Genomic DNA, 21,260 nt, shown 5'->3' on the forward strand with positions numbered 1-21,260 from the left:
CGCGTCAGCCGGTCCGGGTATCGTCCGGGGCATGGCCACCACCGTCACCACCGTGAACGTCAACGGACTCCGCGCCGCCGCCAAGAAGGGCTTCCTGCCCTGGCTGGAGGAGACCGCCGCCGACGTGGTCTGCCTCCAGGAGGTCCGCGCCGAGCCCGACCAGCTCACCGTCGAGCTGCGCGACCCGGCGGGCTGGCACGCCTTCCACGCCCCCGCCGCCGCCAAGGGCCGCGCCGGGGTCTCGCTCTACACCCGCGAGGAGCCCACCGCCGTACGCGTCGGCTTCGGCTCCACCGAATTCGCCGCCGCGGGCCGCTACCTGGAGGTCGACCTGCCCGGCACCGGTCCTGGCCTGACCGTCGGCAGCCTCTACCTCCCCTCCGGCGAGGTCGGCACCGAGCGGCAGACCGAGAAGGAACGCTTCATGAAGGAGTTCGCCGCCCACCTCGGCGCGCTCCGCGACCACGCCGCGGAAACCGGCACCCATGCCCTGGTCTGCGGCGACTGGAACATCGCGCACCAGGAAGCGGATCTGAAGAACTGGCGGGGCAACCGCAAATCCTCCGGCTTCCTCCCCGAGGAGCGCGCCTGGCTCACCGAGATCTTCGGCCCGGCCGGCTGGACCGACGTCGTCCGCCGCCTCCACCCGGACGTCGAGGGCCCGTACTCGTGGTGGTCGATGCGCGGCAAGGCGTTCGACAACGACACCGGCTGGCGCATCGACTACCAGGTCGCCACCGACGCCCTCGCCGCCGCGGCCCGCACGGCCGTCGTCGAACGCGCCGCCAGCTACGACACACGGTGGAGCGACCACGCGCCGGTGACGGTCACGTACGACATCTGAGGCCACGCCCGCCTTTCGCGGTCCCGGCTCCCCTCACAGCCCCAGCTCAAGGGTCCGCAGCGCGGTGGTGAGGGAGCCGATGAAATCGCGGAGCCGGTCGTCGAGCGCGGCCGTGGCCGCCCACGCCGGGTGCCGCAGCAGCAGCGCGATCGTCTCCGCCGGGGCGCCCGCGGCGTCCCCGAGGAACGCGCGGAGCACCGCGACCGCGACCGCGGCGGGCGCTCCCTGCCCGGCCAGGTCCGCCAGCAGCCCGTCGGTGCCGCCCGCCGCGTATGCTGCGCGGCACCGGTCGAGCCACGCGGCGGACCACACGCGGTGCGCGGCCCGCCGATCGTCGTCCACGGCACGGAACGTGGGTGCGAGCGCCGCGTTCAGCCGCGCGACTAGGCCGTCCCTCGCCGAAGCGAGGGACGGGTACTCGGCGGCGAAATGCTCCCACTCCCACAGCGAGGTCTCGTCGACGAAGCCGGACGCCACCGGGTGCGCGGCGTAGTACGGGTCGGACGCGATGAAGACCTCTGCGCTTCCTGCTCGACGTCCATCTCGGCACCCTGGCACGGCGGTTGCGACTGGTCGGCGTGGACGCCGCCTACGAGAACGAGGACATCGGCGACCCGGCGCTCGCCGCGCTCTCCGCGAGCGAGCGGCGCGTCATGCTGACCCGCGACCGTGGTCTGCTGCGCCGCCGCGAGCTGTTCGCGGGCGCGTACGTCTACAGCGACCGCCCGGACGACCAACTCCACGACGTCCTCCAGCGGTTCGCCCCCGCCCTCGCGCCCTGGACCCGCTGCGTCGCCTGCAACGGCCTGCTCGGCCCTGCCGACAAGGACTCCGTCCGCGACCGTCTCCACCACGGCACCGAACGCACCTACGACGTCTTCGCGGCCTGCCTCTCCTGCCCCCGCGTCTACTGGCGCGGCGCCCACCATGCCCACCTCGAATCTGTCGTGGCCGCCGCCCTCCGTTCCACCACCCCGCGCTGACGTCCCCCGACTGTCCCTCCGGGGGAGCGGGGTGCGTGAGGTCTCCTGCGGAGGGCGGTGAGTCAGGTCTTTTAGGGGCGCGGGGAACTGCGCGAGCAACTCACCACCGGGCCGGTGGTCGCGAAACAAACAGCGTCTGCCCCGCTGGGGGCGGTTTTTCACCCGCAGTCTCGCGCGGGCTGAGCGCGCAGTTCCCCGCTCCCCTGGAGGGGCACCCCCTCCACCGGCGCGGCGCGCGACCGACAAGGAAGTCCTCCTGGACAAAAAAATTTTCGGTGCGAGGTGAAGACATGTTGGACGTGAGCGTGATCGAGGACCCCGCGGCAGCGGCCACCTCCCTGGACCCGATACGGTCCCGCCTCCTGGCCGAGCTGGCCGCAGGCCCCGCCTCCGCGACGATGCTCGCGGCCCGCGTCGGCCTGCCCCGGCAGAAGGTGAACTACCACCTGAAGGCCCTGGAAAAGCACGGCCTGGTCGAGCTGTCGGACGAGCGCCGCAAGGGCAACGTGACCGAACGCCTGATGCGCGCGACCGCCGCGTCGTACGTGATCTCACCGGCCGCCCTGGCCGCCGTGCAGCCAGATCCAGCCCGCTTCCGCGACCAGCTGTCCGCCCGCTGGCTGCTGGCGGTGGCCGCGCGCCTGGTGCGCGACGTCGGCACCCTGATCACGGGCGCCGACCGCGCCCGGCAGCGGCTCGCGACCTACGCCCTGGACGGCGAGGTCCGCTTCGCCTCCGCCGCCGACCGCGCGGCCTTCGTGGACGAACTGACCCGCGGCATCAGCGCGTTGGTGGCCAAGTACCACGACGAGGACGCCGAGGGCGGCCGCCCGCACCGCGTCGTCGTCGCCCTCCACCCGACGGTGAAGGCCGTGCCGCCGACCGCGGTCGAGGCATCGTCCGACAACGCGCCCCTTGAGCCCTGACACACCCTCAGTTCTGACACCCCCTCAACGACCCTCTGGAGCAAGGAGCTCTGAACCGTCATGCCCAAGGAATTCGAGATCGTCCGCGAGTTCGAGGTCGACGCCACCCCGGCGCAGGTCTGGGACGCGATCACCACCGGCACCGGCGGCTGGCTGTGGCCGATGGAGTACGAGCCGAAAGAAGGCGGCGCCGCGCCCTTCGGCGGTGTGCTGGTCGCCTGGGACCCGCCGCACCGGCTGATCGGCCGCACGGAGGACGCCGAAGGCGTCTCGGTGCAGACCCTCAACCAGCTCGACCACCACATCGAGCCGCGCGAGGGCGGCGGTTCGTGGGTGCGGTACGTGCACAGCGGCATCCTCGTCGAGGACTGGGACAATCAGTACGACGGCGCCGACAAGCACACCGATTTCTACCTGCACACCCTGCGCCAGTACCTGACGCACTTCACCGGCCGTACGGCGACCTTCGCCACCACCGACGGCCCCGAGGCGTCCGGCGCGCCCGATGCCCTGGTGACGGCCGCCCGCGCGCTCGGCCTCCCGGCGGGCGCCCAGGCCGGCGACACCGTACGCGTCGACCTCGCAGGCACCGGACCCACCGAGGCCGTACTCGACTTCCGCAACGCGTACTTCATCGGCCTGCGCACCGACCGGGCGATGTACCGCTTCTTCGGCCGCAACCACTTCGGCGCGACCGTCGGTGTGAGCGTGCACGACTTCGCGCCGGGCGCCGACGCCGAGCGGATCGGCGCGGACTGGTCCGGCTGGCTGACCGGCGTCTACGCGTAACCCCCCCGTCCCACCCTCGCCGTCGGCGGATTCTGTTATGCCCCGCGCCTGCCGGCCGTCTCCTGTACGGCCGGCCGGCGCGGGGCATCCGCGTGCGCGGGTCGGTGAAGCGGCGCGGAAGCGGAAACGTTGGCCTAGGCGGAGGCGGAGGCACGGATGGGACGACGCGGGGTCCGGCACGGCGGACGGCGGCGCGGCGGCGCCTGGACCGCGGCCGTCGCGCTCGCCGTCGCCGCCCTGTGCGTGGCGGTCTATGCCGTCTCCGGCCAGCGGCAGGGCGGGAGTTCGGCCGACGCATCCGATGCCGCCGCCCGTACGGCCGCGGCCGCGACGGGAACCGTCCCGTCAGGTGCCGTGCCCCCATCGGCCCGGCAGCGGCCGATCCGTACGCCGGCCGTCACGCCGAGCCGCAAGCCCGGCCCGCGCGCCTCATCGAGCCCGACCCCAACTCCGACCTCGACCCGGACCCCGACCTCCCGGCGGACGTCACCCGCCGCCACGCTCCCACCGAAGTCCGGCACAAGGGTGTTCACCTTCGTCAACGACGTGGACCGGACGATCTGGCTGGCTTCGGGCGAGCAGACCCCGCAGCCCGCGCTCGGCACCACCGGCTGGGTGCTGCGCCCGGGCCAGACTCTCGCCGTCCGCGTCCCCGACCACTGGAACGGCCGCTTCTGGGGCCGTACGGGCTGCGCCTTCGACGCCGCCGGCCGTGGTCACTGCGAGACCGGCGACTGCGGCGGTCGCTTCCAATGCCGCGGCTACGGCGTGATCCCGGCGACGCTGGCGGAGTTCAATCTGAACGCCTGGTCGGGCCTCGACTTCTACGACGTCAGCCTGGTGGACGGCTCCAATCTGCCGATGTACATCAATCTCGTCGGCGGTACGACCAAGGACCCGATCTCCGCGAACGGCTGCTCGGCGGCGGGCTGTACCCGCGCCGTGGACTGCCCGGCCGCCCTCCGCGTCAGGGCGGCGGGCGGCCGGGTGGTGGGCTGCGAGTCGCCCTGCGGCGTCTTCGACACCGACCAGTACTGCTGCCGCGGGAAGTGGGCGCCGCGCTCGATGTGCCTGCCCGACCAGTGGCCGGTGAAATACGCGGAGGTGTTCAAGAAGGCCGAGCCGTTCGCGTACTCCTACGTGGACGACGACGCGACGAGCACGTTCACCAGCAAGGGCGAGGCGGGCTACCGGATCACCTTCGGGGTCAGCGGCTGAGGGCTCGACCGGTCGTCGCCCCTGGAACGGGGGTACCGGGCGACCGATGACTTTCGCGTCCGCCCGGGGTCTGACCCGGTGAGCGGTGCGCCGCGCCCTTGGCGTGCCCCGACGGAAGCGGGAGTGACCGATGGCGACCTTCGTACTCGTGCCCGGCGCGGACGGCCGCGCCTGGTACTGGCACCTGCTCGTGCCGGAACTGCGGGCGCGCGGGCACGAGGTGGTGACCCTCGACCTGCCGGGCGAGGACAGCGCCGACCTGGACGTCTTCGCCGACGTGATCGCGTCGGCGGTCGGCGATCCGGGCCGGGCGGCGCGCCCCCTGGTCCTGGTCGCGCAGTCGCTCGCCGGCTTCTCCGCCCCGCTGGCGTGCGCGCGGCTGCGCGCCGACCGGCTCGTCCTGGTCAACGCGATGGTGCCGGTCCCCGGCGAGACGGCGGGGGAGTGGTGGGGGAACACCGGTCAGCAGGCGGCGCGCGACGCGTACGCCGAGGCGATCGGACGGCGCGGCACGGACGCCGACTTCGACCTGCGCGTCGACTTCTTCCACGATGTGCCGGCCGAGGTCACCGAGGAGGCGTTCGCCGCGGCGCCGCAGGACGGGCCGCCCACCGCGGTCTTCGCGCAGCCGTGGCCGCTGGCGGGGTGGCCGCAGGTGCCGACGCGTTTCCTGCAGGGCCGCGAGGACCGCTTCTTCCCGCTGGAGTTCCAGCGGCGGGTGGTCAAGGAACGGCTCGGCCTTGACGTGGAGGAAGTGCCGGGCGGACATCTGGTCGCGCTGAGCCGGCCACGCGAGTTGGCGGCGGCGCTGGTCGACGGGGTGTGAGGCGGGCCGGGGAGGGGTGTGGACGAACCGATCCCCGGGTCCCCGACTTCCTGTACAGTTGTCCAGGAAGTCGGGGAGGACGTCCGGGACCGGCCCGGGCCGTCGGCTGCGGTGGTGAAGGGCGTGGTGCGCGGTCATGAAGGTCGTCGCGGGAATCCTGGTCGGGGCGGTCGCCGCCTTCCACATCTATGTGCTCGTGCTGGAGATGTTCCTGTGGCGCGGACCGCGCGGCCGGGCGCTGCACGGACTCGACGCGGACGGCGCCGGAATCACCGCGCCGCTCGCCGCCAACCAGGGCCTGTACAACGGATTCCTGGCCGCCGGCCTGATCTGGGGCCTGATAGCCTCCGGCCCGACCGGCTTCCAGGCGCGCGTCTTCTTCCTGTGCTGTGTGATCCTTGCGGGTGCGTACGGCGCGGCCACCGCGTCCCGCAAGATTCTCTTCGTGCAGTTCCTGCCCGCGGCGGTGGCCCTGGTCGCGGTGCTCGTCGCGGGATGAGGGAGCGGGATTGGGTGCGGGCGCGCTGACGGCACGGCGTACGACGGAGTCGGCGAGCGCGGGACGTCCGGCGGCGGCCCGGTGACGGCGACCGATCCCCGTACGCTCCGCACTCGCGCCCGGCTGCGGGCCGCGCTGCTGGAGGAGTGCGCGGAGCACGCGCTGGACCAGGTCAGCCTCTCGGCGGTCGCGCGCCGCGCCGGAGTCGGCCGGGCCACCCTCTACCTCCACTACGACGGCCTCCAGGCACTCGCGGTCGACGCCTGCGCCGACGTCGTACGGGACGCGGTCGACGCGCTGCACGCCTGGACGGTGCCGCCGGGCCCCGACGCACCGCCCGCCCCGCTCACCGCGTTCCTCACCGCCGTGGACGAGCGCGCCGACCTCTACCGCGGGCTGATCGCCGAAGGCGGTGGCGGCCCGCTCGGCGGACTGCTGCACGACGAGCTGCGGACCCGCTCCTTTGTCGACCGCACCCGCGCAGGCACCCCGCGCCCGGCGCTCGCCGCGTCCGCCACCGCGGGTCTGTTCACCGGGCTGCTCGCCGACTGGCTGCACGGCAGGCTCGACCTGTCGCCCGAGGAATTCGCCGGCCATGTGTGGCGGCTGCTGATCGCGATCCACCGCACCGTCCGCTGAGCCGTCGCGTCCTGCGGGGCTGACCGGCCGTCAGGGACGCCTCGCCGTCCGGCGGGTGCGGAACGTGCCGATCACGCCGGAACATGCGGGGCAAAACGGGCGAGAGGTCACCCTGGGTGGTGCGGATGGGGCGGAGTTTGCGAGGATCGCCGGGATGACTTCCGCACCCGCGGGCTCGTACAGCGAGAGCCGCTCCGCAGAAAGCCGAGGCCGGCACCGGCACCGGCGCAAGAAACGTGCACTCCGCCGGCGGGCCGGCGTCGGCGCGGCGGCCTTCGTCGTCCTGGCGGTCGTCGGTGCCGGATACGTGGTGCTCGACCGGCACGGCGCCGGTTCCGTCGCCGCCGACAGCGGCAAGAACGGCGGTCATGGGGCGGCCCCGGTGGCGGCGCCGAGCACGTCCGGCGCACCGGCGGGACCCGACACCATGAGCGTCAAGGACGAGGAACCCACCGCGATACCCGGGCTCGGCCCGAAGACCCGGTCCGCGATCCCCGCCGCCTCGAAGCAGGTGCTGGTCGCCTCGGGCAAGGCCAAGAATTCCGCCGACTCCACCGTCACCTTGTGGTCCCGCACCGCCGACGGCCGCTGGAAGCCGGGTGCCGTCTGGCCCGCGCACAACGCTCTGCACGGCTGGACCGCCAAGCACCACGCGGGCGATCTGCACAGCCCCATCGGGGTGTTCACCCTCAGCGACGCGGGCGGCTTCGACGCCGATCCGGGCGCCAAGCTGCCGTACCACCACTCCTCCGCCTTCCGGGCCGGCGGCGTCGGCTTCGACGGCGAGCCGCTGGACGAGGCGTTCGACTACGTCATCGCCATCAACTACAACCGTGTCCCCGGCACCTCCCCGCTCGACGGCACCCAGCCGCTCGGCCCGAGCCGCGGCGGCGGCATCTGGGTGCACGTCGACCACGGCGGCCCGACCCACGGCTGCGTCAGCGTCTCCGCCTCGCACATGGTGGACCTGCTGCACACGCTGGTCCCCGCCGACCACCCGGTGATCGTCATGGGAGATCACGGGTCGCTGGCGACGTAGTCCCGGTAGGCCCCGGTCGGCCCTGTTCGGCCCGGTCAGCGCGCCGCCGCCCGCGCCCGTACGGCGGCCACGGCCTGCTCGACCGTCTCCGCGAGCGGGGTCGTCGGGCGGCCGGTCAGACGGCTCAAATCCCCGGTGGTACGCGCGAGTTCGCCGCGTGCGACGGAGTCGTCGGTGTCCGTGAAGAGCCGCGCCATCGGTTCCGGCACACCCGCGCCGGTGAGGATGTCCCGGTACGCGGCCGCCGTGAGCTGCTCGTACCTCACGGGTGTGCCCGCCCGCCGCTCCGCCTCGGCGGCGAATTCCGCGAAGCTCCAGGCGCTGTCGCCGCTCAGGTCGTACGCACGGTTCAGATGCGCCGCCCCCGCCCCGTCCGCGTCCAGTTCGAGATCCGCCATGACGACGGCAGCGGCGAGCGCGTAGTCCTCCCGGGTGGCGGTCGCGATCCGGTCGCCGGGTCCCGCGTTGCCGACGAGTACGCCCTCGGCGAGGACCTGCGGCAGCCGGTCGGTGTAGTTCTCGGTGTACCAGCCGTTGCGCAGGAAGGTGTACGGCAGCCCCGACGCCTCGATCTCGCGCTCGGTCGCGCGGTGCATGTCCACCAGCGCGAAGCCGGCCGCCGTACCGAGGATGCCGGTGTACGCGAGCGACGCGACCCCGGCGGTCCGCGCCGCCGCGACGACGGCGGTGTGCTGGGCGACATTGCGTTCCAGGTCGTTGCCCGAGATCAGCAGCGCCCGGTCGCCGGATGCGAAGGCGCGGGCGAGAGCACCGGGTTCGTTGTAGTCGGCGATCCGCACGGTGACGCCGCGCCCGGCGAGACCCGCGGCCCGCTCCCGGTCCCTGACGAGGACCACGATCCGGTCCGCGGGCACCCGCTCCAGCAGGCGTTCCACGACGATACGGCCCAGGCGGCCGGTGGCTCCGGTGACAACGAGCATGGTGCCCACTCCCTGGATTCCGCCGGGCGGAGCGCTGCCTGCCCGGGTAAAGTACAACGTGCATGGCAACTATAAAACCATCGTTGTACTTTCGGAAGGGGCGACTTTGACGCGGCGACCGGACACATTGCACGCGCAGGACGGGGGCGCCCCCGGGCGGCGGCTGTCGGCGGCCAAGCGGGAGGCGATCGTGCGGGGCGCCCGTACGGTCTTCGGGCGCGAGGGATTCCCGCGGGCCGGCATCGACGCGATCGCGGTGGAGGCCGGGGTCTCGACCCGCACCATCTACAACCACTTCCGCGACAAGGAACAGCTCTTCGCGACGGTCATCGAGGAGAGTTCCGCGCACGTCGGCGACGCGCTCACCGCGCTGATCGACCGCCACCTCGAAGAGGTCCCCGCCTCAGGTCTCGAATCCGCCCTGATCGCCCTCGGTCACGACTGGGTCGCCGTGATGACCGAATGCGCGGAACACTTCGCGCTGGTCCGGCAGATCACCGCCGAGGCCGCCCATCTACCGGCCGCCCTGATCGACCTCTGGCAGGAGTCGGGCCCGCGGCCCGCCCGCGCCGCGCTCGTCCACCGCTTCCGGCTCCTCGCCGCCGCCGGCGCCCTCGACGCCCCCGACCCGGCCCGCGCGGCCACCCACTTCCATCTCCTGGCCTTCGCGGAGATCACCGACCGCACCCGCCTGGGCGCCACCCCGCTCCCGCCCGCCGAGATCTCCGCGATCATCACCGCGGGCGTCCACACCTTCCTCCACGGCCACGCCCCCACCCCCACACGCCCGCCCGTCCTCGGCACCACCCGCTGACTCCCGGCTCAGCCCTCCGGCGTACCGCCCAGCGCGAGCGGAATACCGCCCGCCGGCTCGTACGGGCGCTCCTGCGGCAGGAGCGCAGCGGCCGCCGCGAGTGGCGGGGACGCCGAGGGCCGGGGAGTACGCCTGGTAGACGGTGATCGTGGTGGGGGTGTGGACGGCGCGGATACGCCGGGTGGGCTCGGGCATGGGAAAACGGTGCCGTCCGGAGGCCGCGGGGGCCGGCGAATTTCGCGGCCGGAGCGCCGTTCGGAGGTCGTGGGGCGGGGTTACTCCCCGGGGAGTACGGGGGTTGGGGGAGCGGGGTGACCGGGGGAGTACGGGGAGGGCATACCGGCGGGCGATGTGGTGGGGGTGGGGTTCGGGGGAGGGTGAAGGGGAACCCGGGCCCGGCGCACGGCACTTGCCGGGGCTCCCCCCACCCGCTCGCGATGGAGGCACGGTCATGGCACACGACCAGGAGTTGGCGGACTTCGCGCGCCAATGGGCCGAGGCGGAGCTGCGCGGTGACACCGTCGCGCTGGACGCGCTGCTGACGGACGACTTCACCGCGGTGGGCCCGCACGGATTCGTCCGCGACAAGAAGCAGTGGCTGGACCGCTACGCCTCGGGCGCGCTCGTCCATGACGCCTTCACCTGGGACGAGGTGACGATCCGTCAGTACGGCGGCGCGGCCGTCGCGGTCGGCGTGCAGGGCCAGCAGAGCATTTACGAGGGGCGGGACGCGGACGGGTACTTCCGTATGACGCAGATGATCGTCGAGGTGGACGGCGCCTGGGAGTTGGCCGCCGTCCACCTCAGTCCGACCGGCGGACGCCGGGGACCGGAGGCGTAGACCATGCGTATCAGTATCAATGTCGCCCACCACGACTGGCCCGAGGGCCCGCGCGGCTCGGCACGGCAGTTGGAGCGGGTCGTCGGCGCCGCCGACGACATGGGCCTGGACACCGTGTGGGTGGCGGACCGGCTGATGCAGACCGACCCCGACCGCTCGCCCGACGAGGCCGTCCTGGAGGCGTACACGACGCTCGGATTCCTCGCGTCGCACAGCGAACGGGTCCGGCTCGGCGCCATGGCGAGCCCGGTCGGCTACCGCGCGCCGAGCCTGATCGTCAAGGCCGTGGCCACGCTCGACGTGCTGTCCGGCGGCCGGGCCTGGCTCGGCATCGGCGCCGGATACGCCGACCACGAGGCCGCCGCCCTCGATCTACCGGCGCCCCCCGAACCCGAGCGCTTCGAACGGATGGAGGACCTGCTGCGGCTCGCCCACCGGATGTGGTCCGGCGACGACAGCCCCTTCCGCGGCGCGCACTGCGAACTGCCCCGGCCGTACGCCAGTCCGCGCCCGCTCAGCGGCCCGCACCCGCCGGTGCTCATCGCCGGGAACGGCGAGGCCCGGATGCTGCCGCTCGTCGCGCGGTACGCCGACGCGTGCAATCTGCCGGCCGCGCCGAACGGCGGCGCCACTCTCCGCCGCAAGCTCGACATCCTGGCTGTGCACTGCCGCAAGGCGGGCCGCCCGCTCGGCGACATCGACACCTCGGTCAGCACCCGGCTGCGGCCCGACGAGACCGCCGACGAACTCCTCGCGCGCTGCCGCCACTTCGCCGATCTCGGCATCGGACACGCGGTGCTGGTGCCCGCCGGGCCGTGGACCGACCGCGCCCTGCGGTCCCTGGCCGCCGCGCTGCCCGCGATCCGCGGCCTGCACCGGGCGGAGGAGGCCGCGACGAAGGTCGCCTACCTCGACTCCTACCGGCCGCCGACGGAACGGGAGTTGGGCGTGTCCGTCTGACGTCGTCGTCTTTGCGCCGCGACCCGCGCCGCCCCGTACGAAGGAACGGCACCCCACGGCCGGCGGTTCGCCGTGGGGTGCCGAGCTGCGCGCGCCGTGCGAACGACCCGCTAAGGATCAGCCGTTGCCGCGCGGCACGACGAGCGACTGGACCTGCGGCAGACCCTTCCAGTCGTTCGAGGCGATCGTCGCGTGGGCCGCGGCGAGCTGGGCGATCCTGGCCTGCGCGTCGGCGGGCGCCGGATTCACGTCGTCCAGCGCGGGCGCGACATTCTGCGAGTCGGTCATCACCAGCAGATAGTGGCGCGAGTCGTACCAACTCGTGTCGATGCTCCCGTTGAGATACGCGGAGGCGTCACCGTCGAAGACCACGAACCACGGCCGGAGCGAGGCGTCGGAGTAGCGCGAACGCGGGTCGCCCGCCTGGGCGTTGTGCACGGCGGGGAAGACCTGGGCGGTCGAGACGTGTCCCTTCAGCCAGCCCGCGTATTCGGCGTCCGTCCACAGCGAGTCGGTCGGATTGGCTTCCTCGACCGTGCCGGGGATGATCTCCAGGATCACCTTGCCCGCGAGCTGCTGCCGCGTCGGCCAATTGCCCGCGGTGGCCGCCTCGTCGAGCGTGGCGTAGCTGCCGCCGCCGGGCTTGGCCAGCAGATCGGACGGCTTGAACACCAGATTCCCCAGGTGCGCGCTGATCGACTGGTCCAGCTTGGCCGGGCTCATGCCGAAGGTGGACTGGAAGCCCGCCTTCATCTCCAGCTTGATCATCAGCGGCCCGTGGCCGGGGTGCGCGCCGAGCCACACCCGTACGTCGTCCAGGCAGCTCTCCAGGTCCTTGTTCGCGCCGCCGGTGTAGAGCTGCGACGGCGAGGACGCGTTGACGCAGTTGTTCCCGTTGCTCGTCAGGCTGGAGTGACTGACCTTCCACTCCTGTGTGAAGAAGTCGTCCCACACGTCGAGTTCGATCATCGACGTGCCGGTGTCCAGCGCCTGGGCGAGGTACGGGAAGGCGGCGGGGTCGTACGTGTTGTGCAGGCCCGACGTCGTGGCGCCGGAGAACGGCAGGGAGTCGGTGCCGTCGGCGGACGCCTGGGCGCCGCCTCCGGCACCGGCGACGGCGAACGCCAGGCATGTGGTGAGGACGCCGAGCAGCGCCGTGCGCAGTCGTAGGGAAACTCGTCGGGACAGCGGACCGGTCACGTGTCCTCCTGTGGGGGGCGGATCTCCGTCGGGACAGTGACTGCCACGCGTGAATCGACGGAGACATGTCACGTAACACGACCTGGAATCGCGCTGTCAGGTGTGAATCGAGCCGATCTTCGGATGGTGTGATGCCCCGTCAAGCCCGGTGGGCGCGGGGCGAGTCGGCGCGCACGGACCGTCGGGTGGGGTGCGGCGTACGGGGGGGGGCCGGGCGCGGGCGGCGAGCGGCGGGGACCCCGTACGTGCCGAGTCGTGTACGGGGGCGGGCCGCGTACGGTGCGGGCTGTGGGCCGGTGCGGGTGATGAGCGGCGCTGACCCCGTACGGGTGCGGGGCCGCGTCAGTGCGCGCCGAGCAGCCGCAGCACAGCCGTCGTCACGGCGGCGGCGAGCACCACGACGACGAAGGGCGCCTTGCGCCACGCGCACAGTCCGCCGACCGCGACCCCCGTGGGCCGGGCGACCCCGGCGAAGCCGTGGCCCTCGGTGAGCGAGGCGGTGGCGACGAGCGCGCCGAGCAGGACGACGACCGCGAGCGCCATCAGCCGCTCCACGCGCGGCGAGAGGGTGACGCGGGCGCGCAGCACCGGCCCGGCGAAACGGAAGGCGAAGGTACCCGCGCCGAGCACGGCGGTGGCGGCCAGCAGGCCGGTCGTGGACGTCACGGTGCCTCCCGCTCTGCCACCGGCTGCCGCGTTTCCTGGTGGGGCGCCTCGCGCTCCACCGGCCGACTCCTCATGTGAGGGCGCCGGCCCGGCCACGGCACCGGCCGCCGTGCGGCGCCGACCCCGGCGAGGGCGAGCAGGACGGGCAGTCCGGCCGGCAGATACGGCGTCGCGACAAGCGCGATCAGCACCCCGGCGAGCGCGGCCCGCCGCGTCGCGGCGTCCTTGAGCGACGGCAGCAGCAGTGCCAGCAGGACGGCGGGGAAGGCCGCGTCGAGGCCGAAGGCATCGGTGTCGCCGACCGCGCTGCCGCCGAAAGTGCCCGCCACGACACCGGCGTTCCAGCACGCGAACAGGCCGATGCCGCAGGACCAGTACGCCGCCCGCCGCCGCTCGGGCCCGCGCTGGGCGAGGGTGAAGGCCACGGTCTCGTCGACCATCAGATGGCTGCCCGCGACGCGCCGCAGCACGCCGCCGCCGAACACGTCGCCGACCGCGAATCCGAACGGTACGTGGCGGGCGTTCACCAGCAGGCCGGCGACGACCGCCGCCACCGGATTGCCGCCCGCGGCGACGATGCCGATGAACATGAACTGGGCCGCGCCCGCGAACACCACCACCGAGAGCAGCATCGGCAGCCACATCGGCAGCCCGAGGCCGACCGCGATGGCGCCGAAGGACAGGCCTACGACGGCATCGGCGACACAGACCAGGGCGATGTCCCGCGCCAGGTCCTTCTCCGGAGTTCGCCATATCGAACGCATCGCCGTCTATAGTGAACAGGGTGAGGATCGTTCGTCAAGGCGAACGAAACGACTTCTCTGTCGAACGGGAGTGCCGGATGGATGCGGGCGACGACGCCAACGGCAACGGCGGTGCCAGTGGTACCGGAGGCGCGGGCGTGAGCCGTCAGCCGGGCCGGGCGCCGCTCGCCGCCATCGCCGAATCCCTCCAGCGCGAGCGCCGCAGGGCCGGCCTCTCGCTCGCCGAGGTCGCCCGCCGTGCGGGCATCGCCAAATCGACGCTCTCGCAGCTCGAATCGGGCACCGGAAACCCGAGCGTGGAGACGCTGTGGGCGCTCAGTGTCACTCTCAACGTCTCCTTCGCCCAGCTCGTCGACCCGCCCCGCCCCCGGGTGCGGGTGGTGCGGGCGGGCGAGGGCGTCGCCTTCGCCGCCGAGCACGCGGACTACGTGGCCACGCTCCTCGCCTCCTCCCCGCCGCACGCGCGGCGCGACATCTTCCTGGTCTCGGCGGAGCCCGGGACCGCCCGCGAGTCCGACCCGCACGAACCCGGCGCGATCGAGCACGTGGTGCTCAGCACCGGCCGGGCGCTGGTCGGCCTCACCGACGATCCCGTCGAACTGCGCCCCGGCGACTACATCGCCTACCCCGGGGACGAACCGCACGTCTTCCGCGCGCTGGAGCCCGGCACCTTCGCGGTGCTCGTCCAGGAGCACCACTGACCGTGCCCGCCGGGCGGGGCGGCGCGGTCAGCCGGCGCGGAGCGTGAGTGCCGCGGTGTGCAGGGTGCCGCCCGTCCTGAACTGGAGGAACAGCCGCCAGTCACCCGACGCCGGAAGCTCGGCGTGGAACGTCAGCTCCGGGCCGCCGTGGTCACCGTGCACGGCGGTCGTCGGATGCAGGTGCGCGAACGCCAGATCGCCGGAGCGGAAGGCGGTCAGGTGCGCGTACGTCCCCAAGTACGGCTGGAGGTCGGTGACCGGCCGCCCGTTCCTGGTGACGGTCACCGTCAGTGGATGCGCCATCCCGGCCATGACCTGGCCCTTGACCGTCACCGTGTAGCCGTCGACGGTCGTGCTCGCCGCGGGCGCGGGCAGCGGGACGGCGCCGGCGTCGCCCGGGACCGTGACCGTACGGCTCAGCACGAAGTCCGTGCCCTTGCCGGGGCCAGCGTCCGGGACGAAGGAGGCGAAGACCCGCCAGGTGCCCGATGCGAGCGGCGCCAGCCGCGCCGTCCAGGTGCCGTCGCCCGCCATCGCCGGGTGCACGTGCTGGAAGCCGGTGAGATCCGACCTGACTGCGTATACGTGCATGCGCCGCGTCTGGTCGAGGGCGTACGCGGTGAGCGGCCGGCCGTCCGGGGCGGTGACCGTGAAGCGGTACGCGGCCGGGGCGCCCTGCGTCAGGCGCGTGTCGGGGGAGGTGAGGCGGTAGCCGTCGCGGTCGGCGGACAGGCCGTTGCCGGTGGGGGCGTCGTGCATGCCGTCCATCGACGGCATCGGTGATGCCGAGGACATGTTCGGCATGGTCGGTGACGCCGTCGGCGCGTGGCCGTGGGCGGAGCCCTTGGCGGCGGGGGAGTCGGAGCCGCAGGCGGTCAGGCCGAGCAGCAGGGTGCAGGTCGCGGCGGTGGCCGCGAGGAAGGTCAACCTGGAGGTGCGCATGATGCTCTTTCGGGTGAGCGCGCGGAAAACGACGCGCTAATGGATGCGAGAAACCGGCGCCGTACCGGGGAACTCCCCGGCCCGGCGAGCCTCTTCACGTCCGCGCGACGCACACCCGCAACAGCAGTGACCGTCCGCCCGGCGGCGGCCCGCGCCACCGTTCGCGGCGCGATCCGGCACACAGGGAGCCCGATTCCGCGCCCAGAAGCGGCAGTACGGCGAGTGTCGCCTGCGCCCAGCCGGTCAGCGGCGCCCGTTCGCGTACGGGCGTCGCCCAGCAGGTGGCACCCGAAGGCGTCACGACGACCGTGGCCCCACCTTTGGGCGTGCCCGTCGTCGCACCTGGGGCGGAGGGCGGCGCCGTATGCGCCATGACCGCGGGCGCCGCATCGGCTGTCGGCGCGGCGTGCGTGGGCATCGCCCCCATGGGCCCGCCGTGACAGCCGCCCTGTGCGGAGGCGGGCGCGCCGTGCATGAGGAACAGCCCGAACAGGACCGCGCACACCGCGAGCAACAGGGGCATACGGGGCCGGTACGCGTCTGCCGTCCCGTCGCCGTTCGCTGTCACCCGCACGACGATATACCCCCAGGGGGTGTCTTGTGGTGGCCGGGCGGCGCGTGTTAACGCTGCGGGAAACGCAGGCGGTCCACCGGGAGGCGCGAAAGATGTCCGTACGCAGCGAGCGGAAAGGCGCCGTCACCACTGTGGTGCTGTCCAGGCCGCAGGCGCGCAACGCGGTGGACGGCCCCACCGCCACCGCACTCGCGGACGCCTTCCGGGATTTCGACGCCGACAAGGACGCGGCCGTCGCCGTGCTCTGGGGCGAGGGCGGCACCTTCTGCGCGGGCGCGGACCTCAAGGCGATCGGCACCGAACGCGGCAATCGCGTCACCGACGACGGCGACGGGCCGATGGGCCCCACCCGGATGCGGCTCCGCAAGCCGGTGATCGCCGCGATCGCCGGGCACGCCGTCGCGGGCGGGCTCGAACTCGCCCTCTGGTGCGACCTCCGTGTGGCCGAGGAGGACGCGGTGCTCGGCGTCTTCTGCCGCCGCTGGGGCGTACCGCTGATCGACGGCGGCACCGTACGGCTGCCCCGGCTGATCGGCGCGGGCCGCGCCATGGACCTGGTGCTCACCGGCCGTCCGGTCGGCGTGGCGGAGGCCCTCGCCATCGGCCTGGTCGACCGCGTCGTACCGGCCGGCACCGCTTGCGCCGCGGCCGAACGCCTCGCCGCCGAGATCGCGGCCTTCCCGCAGACCTGCCTGCGCGAGGACCGGCTCTCCCTGCTGGAGCAGGAGGGCCTGTCCGAACGGGACGCCCTGTCCGTGGAGTTGGCCCACGGCCGGATCTCGCTGGCAGAGGCCGAGCGGGGCGCCGCCCGGTTCGCGGCGGGCGAGGGCCGGCACGGCGCCTTCGGCTGACGGCATGCGCGGGCCTCGCGACCCGCGGTCCGCGGCCACGGTCAGCCGCGGCCCAGGCGCAGCGCCCAGGCCAGGCAGCCCAGTGCCGCGGTCGTGGTCAGTACGCGGGCGACGTTCCAGCGCAGCCAGGCCGACTGGAACTGCTCGCGCACCGCGGCCGGATCGTGGATCTTCGACGGATCGCCGGCCGCCGCGAGCTTGTCGTTGAGCGGCACATTGAAGCCCATCGTGACGATGAGCGAGGCCGCGTAGAGCACGACACCCGCGATGATCCACGGCAGGGCGGCCCGCCCGTCACCGCGCCAGTGCAGGGCCGCGGCGACACCGCCCAGCACCAGGGCGCCGCCGAAGGCGAGGCTGAACCAACCGTTGAGAATCGCCACATTGATGCGCTGCATCGCCTCGATCAGGGTGCGGTCGTCCGAGGCGCCGAGCCCCGGCATGACGGCGACGGAGAAGGCGAAGTACAGCCCGGCCATCAGGCCGGTGGCCAGCGTGGCCGCGAGCAGGACGAGACTGCGGATGTCGCCGGACATGGCGAATCCTCCTTTGCGGTCGGTGCGGTCGGTGCGGTCGGTGCGGCCGGGGAGCGTACGGTCCGGCTCCGTGCGCGGGCGTTCCGTACGGGCGGGCGGCACCTGGCTGCCCTGCGGCAGCGGCTGCCCCCAACCGCGCTGCCCGCTCTGGGCATGCGCCCGGCCGCGTGCCACCGGCGGGAGCGGGTACGGCGCACTGCGCGGAGCCGCGTACTGCTGCGGGTGAGGAGCCTGATTCCGGGGCGCGAAGTGCGCGTTCTCTGTCATGACCTCAGTGAACCGGCGGGGCACCGGCCGCGGCCATCGTCGAAAAGCTCACCCCCATGCGTGGGCGTCCAGACATAGGCTGAGCGCATGGACGCACTGGCGAATCTGCTGGACGGCCCCAGGGCGCGCGGCGCCTTTCTGCTGCGGTCGATCCTCACTCCGCCCTGGTCGCTGCGGATCGAGGACCGCGCGCCGCTCTGCCTGGCGCTCATGGTGAGCGGCGAGGGATGGGTGGTGCCGGACAGCGGCGAGCCGGTACGGCTGCGCCCCGGCGACATCGCGGTGATCCGCGGCCCCGAGCCGTACACCGTCGCCGACGCCCCGACGACCGCGCCGCGGATCGTCATCCACCCCGGGCAGATCTCCGCGACTCCCGAAGGCGTCGAACTGTGCGAGGAGATGGACCTCGGGGTGCGCACCTGGGGCGATGTGGCGCCCGAGGCGGTGAACGCGGCGGTCACCCTTGAGGGCGGCGCGCGGGACGGCGCGGGTGACACCGGGTCAGAGTCCGGGTCCGGATCGGGGTCCGGGTCCGGGGACGCCGACGGTTCCGCCGTGATGATCACGGGCACCTACCAGATGCGCGGCGAGATCAGCCAACGGCTGCTGTCCGCGCTGCCGCACGTCCTGCTCATGCCCGGCGACGCCTGGACGAGCCCGTTGCCCGCGCTGCTCCGCGAGGAGATCGTCCGGGACGAGCCGGGCCAGGAAGTCGTCCTCGACCGACTGCTCGACCTGCTGCTGATCGCCGTGCTGCGGGCCTGGTTCTCCCGCCCCGAGGCCGGCGCGCCCGCGTGGTACGTCGCCCAGAGCGACCCGGTGGTGGGCCCGGCGCTGCGGCTGCTGCACGACGAACCGGCCCACCCGTGGACGGTCGCCGCGCTGGCCACCAGGACCGGCGTCTCCCGTGCCGCGCTCGGGCGCCGCTTCACCGAACTCGTCGGTGAGCCGCCGATGTCGTATCTGACGAACTGGCGGCTCGCGCTCGCCGCCGATCTGCTGCGCGAGCCGGACGCCACGATCGGCGCCGTGGCCCGCAAGGTCGGCTACGGCAGTCCGTTCGCGCTCAGTGCCGCCTTCAAGCGGGTCCGGGGCGTCAGCCCGCAGCAGCACCGCGAGGGCGCGGTCGCCGACGCAGAGGGCGTGGCAGCCTCCTGAGCGGCGCGCGGCGGCCCTGCGGACCGACGCAGCGACTGTGCAGCCGTGACGGTGCGATGCGCGCCGGATTGTTTAGGCTGGCTGCATGAAGGACTGGGACCTCCGCAAGCTGCAGATCCTCCGCGCGCTGCGCGACACCGGCACGGTCACGGCCGCGGCGACCGCGCTGCGGATGACGCCGTCGGCCGTCTCGCAGCAACTGGCCGCGCTCTCCAAGCAGATCGGCACTCCCGTGATGGAGGCGCGCGGGCGCGGCGTCCGGCTGACCGGGGCCGCGCACGTCCTGCTGCGGCACGCCGAGGTGGTCTTCGCGCAGCTCGAACGCGCCGGCGCCGAGCTGGACGGATACGCCAAGGGCGAGGCGGGCGTCGTCAGGATCGGGGCCATCGCCACCGCCATCGCCCGGCTGGTCGTGCCCGCCGCGCAGCTGCTGCGGCGGGAGGCGCCCGGCATCACGCTCTCGGTCCGGGAGGCGGAGGCCGCCGAGGTGTACGAGGAGCTGGCCGCGGGCGACGTCGATCTCGCGTTGTCGCTGGCGGTGGACGCGCCGACCGCCCGCGATCCGCGTTTCGTGATCGCGCCGCTGCTCACCGATCCGCTGGACATCGCGCTGCCCGCGACACATCCGCTCGTGGCGGCGCCGGGACTGCGGCTGGCGCAGCTCGCCGAGGAGCCGTGGATCTTCGGCAGTCGTGGGCCGTGGCGCGAGATCACCCTCGCGGCCTGCGCGGACGCCGGCTTCGTGCCCGAGCAGGCGCACGCCGCCGCCGACTGGCCGGCGATCTTCGCACTGGTGGCGGCCGGTATGGGGATCGCGCTGGTGCCGCGGATGACGGGTACCGGCGCGATGGCCCATGACCTGGTGGTCCGGCCGCTGGACGTGGACCGGCCGCGGCGCCGGATCGTGGGCGCGGTACGCGGCGGCTCGGAGGCCGCCCCGCTGCTGCGACGGACGCTGGGGGCGCTGCGGCGGGCCGCGGAGCTGGACCCGACCATGCAGCTCGACTGAACAATGACTTCAGTAAGTTTCGATGGACGTGAAGGGTCGGGTCGGTCGAGAGTAGAGGCATGACGACGGAAGAGACGATTCAGACGACTGACACGACAGGTGCTGGTGGTGCGACCGGCACGGCGACCACGACAGGCGCCGCGGGCGCGGGGGGCGCGAGCTCCACGGCGCTGACGACGTTCACGGGTGACGCGCTTCCCTACGCGGGCGGGAATCCCTTCGCCGATTACCGCAGCGCGGAACTGCCCTTCGCCGGACTGGTGGACCTGGCCGACCGGCGGCTCGGCGCGGGGGTGATCGCGGCGAATGACGAGTTCTTCGCGCAGCGGGAGAATCTGCTGCTGGCCGGGCCCGCGGTCTTCGACCCCGAGCGCTTCGGCCACAAGGGCAAGATCATGGACGGGTGGGAGACGCGGCGCCGGCGGGGGGCGTCGGCGGAGGTCCCGCATCCCGATCCGGCCGACCACGACTGGGCGCTGATACGGCTCGGGACGCCCGGTGTGATCCGCGGCCTGGTGATCGACACCGCGCATTTCCGGGGGAATTACCCGCAGGCGGTGTCGGTGGAGGCGACCGCGCACTCCTTGTCGGCGGCCCCCGAGGATCTGCTCGACCCGGATGTGGAGTGGACGGAGCTGGTGCCGCGCACGGCGGTCGGCGGACACGCCGAGAACGCCTTCGCGGTGCATGTGGAACGGCGCTTCACCCACCTGCGGCTGCGCCAGCACCCGGACGGAGGGATCGCCCGGCTGCGGGTGTACGGCGAAGTGGTGCCCGACCCGGGCTGGCTCGCAGAACTGGGCACCTTCGACCTGGTCGCGCTGGAGAACGGCGGCCGGGCGGAGGACGCCTCCGACCGCTTCTACTCGCCGCCCGAGCACACGATCCTGCCGGGCAGGTCCCGCAAGATGGACGACGGCTGGGAGACGCGCCGCCGCCGCGACACAGGGAACGACTGGATCCAGTACCGGCTGGTCGAGCAGGGCGCGATCCGGGCCGTCGAGATCGACACGGCCTATCTGAAGGGCAATTCGGCCGGCTGGGCGTCGCTGTCGGTACGGGACGGCGAGGAAGGCGAGTGGGTCGCGTTGCTGCCGCGCGTCAAGCTCCAGCCCGACACCGTGCACCGCTTCCTGGTCAATCCGATACCGGCCACCCATGTACGGATCGAGATCTTCCCCGACGGGGGCATATCCCGGCTCCGGCTGCATGGCTCCCTGACCCGGCAGGGTGCGGCACGCCTGGTTGAGCGCACCGAGGCGATCAGCTGACC

23 protein-coding genes and 2 pseudogenes are annotated in these 21,260 nt (G+C 73.2%); 17 read left to right on the forward strand and 8 right to left on the reverse strand.

Annotation, left to right across the window (positions count from 1 at the left end; all coding sequences use genetic code 11):
- The first annotated feature begins 31 nt into the window (after window positions 1-31).
- The gene (locus tag BM076_RS00890; protein ID WP_093711345.1) at window positions 32-844 is read left to right on the forward strand and encodes an exodeoxyribonuclease III; all 813 of its coding nucleotides are present in this window, start codon (window positions 32-34) and stop codon (window positions 842-844) included.
- 33 nt (window positions 845-877) lie between these two features.
- Here the strand turns inward: BM076_RS00890 and BM076_RS00895 are convergent, their stop codons facing one another.
- The gene (locus BM076_RS00895; RefSeq protein ID WP_093711346.1) at window positions 878-1,321 is read right to left on the reverse strand and encodes a hypothetical protein; all 444 of its coding nucleotides are present in this window, start codon (window positions 1,319-1,321) and stop codon (window positions 878-880) included.
- A 38-nt stretch (window positions 1,322-1,359) separates the two neighbouring features.
- Between BM076_RS00895 and BM076_RS00900 the strand changes: the two are divergent.
- The 8 genes and pseudogenes from BM076_RS00900 to BM076_RS00935 form a co-directional block, all read left to right on the forward strand.
- Window positions 1,360-1,827: pseudogene (locus BM076_RS00900) on the forward strand (Mut7-C RNAse domain-containing protein); the annotation flags it as partial.
- Between the two features lie 290 nt (window positions 1,828-2,117).
- Complete coding sequence (locus BM076_RS00905; RefSeq protein ID WP_093711347.1) at window positions 2,118-2,753, forward strand: ArsR/SmtB family transcription factor; 636 nt, start codon at window positions 2,118-2,120, stop codon at window positions 2,751-2,753.
- Between the two features lie 60 nt (window positions 2,754-2,813).
- Window positions 2,814-3,542 (forward strand): SRPBCC family protein, encoded by a 729-nt coding sequence (locus tag BM076_RS00910; protein WP_093711348.1) that lies wholly within the window; start codon window positions 2,814-2,816, stop codon window positions 3,540-3,542.
- Between the two features lie 156 nt (window positions 3,543-3,698).
- Window positions 3,699-4,760, forward strand: coding sequence for a thaumatin family protein (locus BM076_RS00915; RefSeq protein ID WP_093711349.1), 1,062 nt, complete (start codon window positions 3,699-3,701; stop codon window positions 4,758-4,760).
- Window positions 4,761-4,890: 130 nt separating this feature from the next.
- A complete protein-coding gene (locus tag BM076_RS00920; protein ID WP_093711350.1) occupies window positions 4,891-5,586 on the forward strand; it encodes an alpha/beta fold hydrolase in 696 nt (231 codons plus the stop codon).
- Window positions 5,587-5,722: 136 nt separating this feature from the next.
- On the forward strand, window positions 5,723-6,085 hold the full coding sequence (locus BM076_RS00925; protein WP_093711351.1) for a DUF1304 domain-containing protein: 363 nt from the start codon (window positions 5,723-5,725) through the stop codon (window positions 6,083-6,085).
- Window positions 6,086-6,166: 81 nt separating this feature from the next.
- Window positions 6,167-6,724, forward strand: a complete 558-nt coding sequence (locus BM076_RS00930; protein WP_093711352.1) for a TetR/AcrR family transcriptional regulator — start codon at window positions 6,167-6,169, stop codon at window positions 6,722-6,724.
- Between the two features lie 154 nt (window positions 6,725-6,878).
- Entirely contained in the window at window positions 6,879-7,763 is an 885-nt protein-coding gene (locus tag BM076_RS00935; protein WP_093711353.1) for a L,D-transpeptidase family protein, read from the forward strand.
- A gap of 35 nt (window positions 7,764-7,798) precedes the next feature.
- Here the strand turns inward: BM076_RS00935 and BM076_RS00940 are convergent, their stop codons facing one another.
- On the reverse strand, window positions 7,799-8,704 hold the full coding sequence (locus tag BM076_RS00940) for an NmrA family NAD(P)-binding protein (protein ID WP_093711354.1): 906 nt from the start codon (window positions 8,702-8,704) through the stop codon (window positions 7,799-7,801).
- A 106-nt stretch (window positions 8,705-8,810) separates the two neighbouring features.
- Here BM076_RS00940 and BM076_RS00945 point away from each other — a divergent pair, with 106 nt between their 5' ends.
- From BM076_RS00945 to BM076_RS00955, 3 genes are all read left to right on the forward strand, one after another.
- A complete protein-coding gene (locus BM076_RS00945; protein WP_245795624.1) occupies window positions 8,811-9,518 on the forward strand; it encodes a TetR/AcrR family transcriptional regulator in 708 nt (235 codons plus the stop codon).
- 451 nt (window positions 9,519-9,969) lie between these two features.
- The gene (locus BM076_RS00950) at window positions 9,970-10,359 is read left to right on the forward strand and encodes a nuclear transport factor 2 family protein (protein ID WP_093711356.1); all 390 of its coding nucleotides are present in this window, start codon (window positions 9,970-9,972) and stop codon (window positions 10,357-10,359) included.
- Between the two features lie 3 nt (window positions 10,360-10,362).
- Window positions 10,363-11,319 (forward strand): LLM class flavin-dependent oxidoreductase, encoded by a 957-nt coding sequence (locus BM076_RS00955; protein ID WP_093711357.1) that lies wholly within the window; start codon window positions 10,363-10,365, stop codon window positions 11,317-11,319.
- Between the two features lie 117 nt (window positions 11,320-11,436).
- Here the strand turns inward: BM076_RS00955 and BM076_RS00960 are convergent, their stop codons facing one another.
- The 3 genes from BM076_RS00960 to BM076_RS00970 form a co-directional block, all read right to left on the reverse strand.
- Window positions 11,437-12,519 (reverse strand): phosphatidylinositol-specific phospholipase C domain-containing protein, encoded by a 1,083-nt coding sequence (locus tag BM076_RS00960; RefSeq protein ID WP_245795625.1) that lies wholly within the window; start codon window positions 12,517-12,519, stop codon window positions 11,437-11,439.
- Window positions 12,520-12,861: 342 nt separating this feature from the next.
- On the reverse strand, window positions 12,862-13,185 hold the full coding sequence (locus BM076_RS00965) for an AzlD domain-containing protein (protein WP_093711358.1): 324 nt from the start codon (window positions 13,183-13,185) through the stop codon (window positions 12,862-12,864).
- Window positions 13,182-13,949, reverse strand: a complete 768-nt coding sequence (locus BM076_RS00970) for an AzlC family ABC transporter permease (protein WP_093711359.1) — start codon at window positions 13,947-13,949, stop codon at window positions 13,182-13,184. Before BM076_RS00970 ends, BM076_RS00965 begins: the two co-directional genes overlap by 4 nt.
- A gap of 77 nt (window positions 13,950-14,026) precedes the next feature.
- Between BM076_RS00970 and BM076_RS00975 the strand changes: the two genes are divergently transcribed.
- Window positions 14,027-14,650 carry a helix-turn-helix domain-containing protein gene (locus BM076_RS00975; protein WP_093711360.1) on the forward strand — a complete coding sequence of 208 codons (624 nt, stop codon included), beginning with the start codon at window positions 14,027-14,029 and terminating at the stop codon, window positions 14,648-14,650.
- 27 nt (window positions 14,651-14,677) lie between these two features.
- On the opposite strand, the gene BM076_RS00980 is transcribed toward BM076_RS00975, so the two are convergent.
- Both BM076_RS00980 and BM076_RS35905 read right to left on the reverse strand, forming a co-directional pair.
- Window positions 14,678-15,592 carry a hypothetical protein gene (locus BM076_RS00980; protein WP_245795626.1) on the reverse strand — a complete coding sequence of 305 codons (915 nt, stop codon included), beginning with the start codon at window positions 15,590-15,592 and terminating at the stop codon, window positions 14,678-14,680.
- A gap of 94 nt (window positions 15,593-15,686) precedes the next feature.
- Window positions 15,687-16,115, reverse strand: a complete 429-nt coding sequence (locus BM076_RS35905) for a hypothetical protein (RefSeq protein ID WP_143120492.1) — start codon at window positions 16,113-16,115, stop codon at window positions 15,687-15,689.
- A gap of 143 nt (window positions 16,116-16,258) precedes the next feature.
- On the opposite strand from BM076_RS35905, the gene BM076_RS00985 reads away from it, so the two are divergent.
- The gene (locus BM076_RS00985; RefSeq protein ID WP_093711361.1) at window positions 16,259-17,017 is read left to right on the forward strand and encodes a crotonase/enoyl-CoA hydratase family protein; all 759 of its coding nucleotides are present in this window, start codon (window positions 16,259-16,261) and stop codon (window positions 17,015-17,017) included.
- A gap of 41 nt (window positions 17,018-17,058) precedes the next feature.
- Here BM076_RS00985 and BM076_RS37160 read toward each other — a convergent pair whose 3' ends face one another.
- On the reverse strand, window positions 17,059-17,820 hold the full coding sequence (locus BM076_RS37160; protein ID WP_245795627.1) for an anthrone oxygenase family protein: 762 nt from the start codon (window positions 17,818-17,820) through the stop codon (window positions 17,059-17,061).
- Between the two features lie 87 nt (window positions 17,821-17,907).
- Here BM076_RS37160 and BM076_RS00995 point away from each other — a divergent pair.
- The 3 genes and pseudogenes from BM076_RS00995 to alc all read left to right on the forward strand — a co-directional run.
- Window positions 17,908-18,936: pseudogene (locus tag BM076_RS00995) on the forward strand (AraC family transcriptional regulator); the annotation flags it as partial.
- A gap of 127 nt (window positions 18,937-19,063) precedes the next feature.
- Complete coding sequence (locus BM076_RS01000) at window positions 19,064-19,987, forward strand: LysR substrate-binding domain-containing protein (protein WP_093711363.1); 924 nt, start codon at window positions 19,064-19,066, stop codon at window positions 19,985-19,987.
- 59 nt (window positions 19,988-20,046) lie between these two features.
- The gene (gene alc / locus BM076_RS01005; protein WP_093711364.1) at window positions 20,047-21,258 is read left to right on the forward strand and encodes an allantoicase; all 1,212 of its coding nucleotides are present in this window, start codon (window positions 20,047-20,049) and stop codon (window positions 21,256-21,258) included.
- Window positions 21,259-21,260 lie beyond the last annotated feature (2 nt).

It is taken from the genome of Actinacidiphila alni, assembly GCF_900112845.1.
Classification (GTDB): domain Bacteria; phylum Actinomycetota; class Actinomycetes; order Streptomycetales; family Streptomycetaceae; genus Actinacidiphila; species Actinacidiphila alni.

Bases quoted from the DNA above. Each gene is read 5' to 3' on its own strand.
- BM076_RS00890 (WP_093711345.1), top strand. From the start codon at position 32: ATGGCCACCACCGTCACCACCGTGAACGTCAACGGACTCCGCGCCGCC.
- BM076_RS00905 (WP_093711347.1), top strand. From the start codon at position 2,118: ATGTTGGACGTGAGCGTGATCGAGGACCCCGCGGCAGCGGCCACCTCC.
- BM076_RS00910 (WP_093711348.1), top strand. From the start codon at position 2,814: ATGCCCAAGGAATTCGAGATCGTCCGCGAGTTCGAGGTCGACGCCACC.
- BM076_RS00915 (WP_093711349.1), top strand. From the start codon at position 3,699: ATGGGACGACGCGGGGTCCGGCACGGCGGACGGCGGCGCGGCGGCGCC.
- BM076_RS00920 (WP_093711350.1), top strand. From the start codon at position 4,891: ATGGCGACCTTCGTACTCGTGCCCGGCGCGGACGGCCGCGCCTGGTAC.
- BM076_RS00925 (WP_093711351.1), top strand. From the start codon at position 5,723: ATGAAGGTCGTCGCGGGAATCCTGGTCGGGGCGGTCGCCGCCTTCCAC.
- BM076_RS00935 (WP_093711353.1), top strand. From the start codon at position 6,879: ATGACTTCCGCACCCGCGGGCTCGTACAGCGAGAGCCGCTCCGCAGAA.
- BM076_RS00940 (WP_093711354.1), bottom strand. From the start codon at position 8,704: ATGCTCGTTGTCACCGGAGCCACCGGCCGCCTGGGCCGTATCGTCGTG.
- BM076_RS00950 (WP_093711356.1), top strand. From the start codon at position 9,970: ATGGCACACGACCAGGAGTTGGCGGACTTCGCGCGCCAATGGGCCGAG.
- BM076_RS00955 (WP_093711357.1), top strand. From the start codon at position 10,363: ATGCGTATCAGTATCAATGTCGCCCACCACGACTGGCCCGAGGGCCCG.
- BM076_RS00970 (WP_093711359.1), bottom strand. From the start codon at position 13,949: ATGCGTTCGATATGGCGAACTCCGGAGAAGGACCTGGCGCGGGACATC.
- BM076_RS00975 (WP_093711360.1), top strand. From the start codon at position 14,027: ATGGATGCGGGCGACGACGCCAACGGCAACGGCGGTGCCAGTGGTACC.
- BM076_RS00980 (WP_245795626.1), bottom strand. From the start codon at position 15,592: ATGCGCACCTCCAGGTTGACCTTCCTCGCGGCCACCGCCGCGACCTGC.
- BM076_RS35905 (WP_143120492.1), bottom strand. From the start codon at position 16,115: ATGCCCCTGTTGCTCGCGGTGTGCGCGGTCCTGTTCGGGCTGTTCCTC.
- BM076_RS00985 (WP_093711361.1), top strand. From the start codon at position 16,259: ATGTCCGTACGCAGCGAGCGGAAAGGCGCCGTCACCACTGTGGTGCTG.
- BM076_RS37160 (WP_245795627.1), bottom strand. From the start codon at position 17,820: ATGACAGAGAACGCGCACTTCGCGCCCCGGAATCAGGCTCCTCACCCG.
- BM076_RS01000 (WP_093711363.1), top strand. From the start codon at position 19,064: ATGAAGGACTGGGACCTCCGCAAGCTGCAGATCCTCCGCGCGCTGCGC.
- alc (WP_093711364.1), top strand. From the start codon at position 20,047: ATGACGACGGAAGAGACGATTCAGACGACTGACACGACAGGTGCTGGT.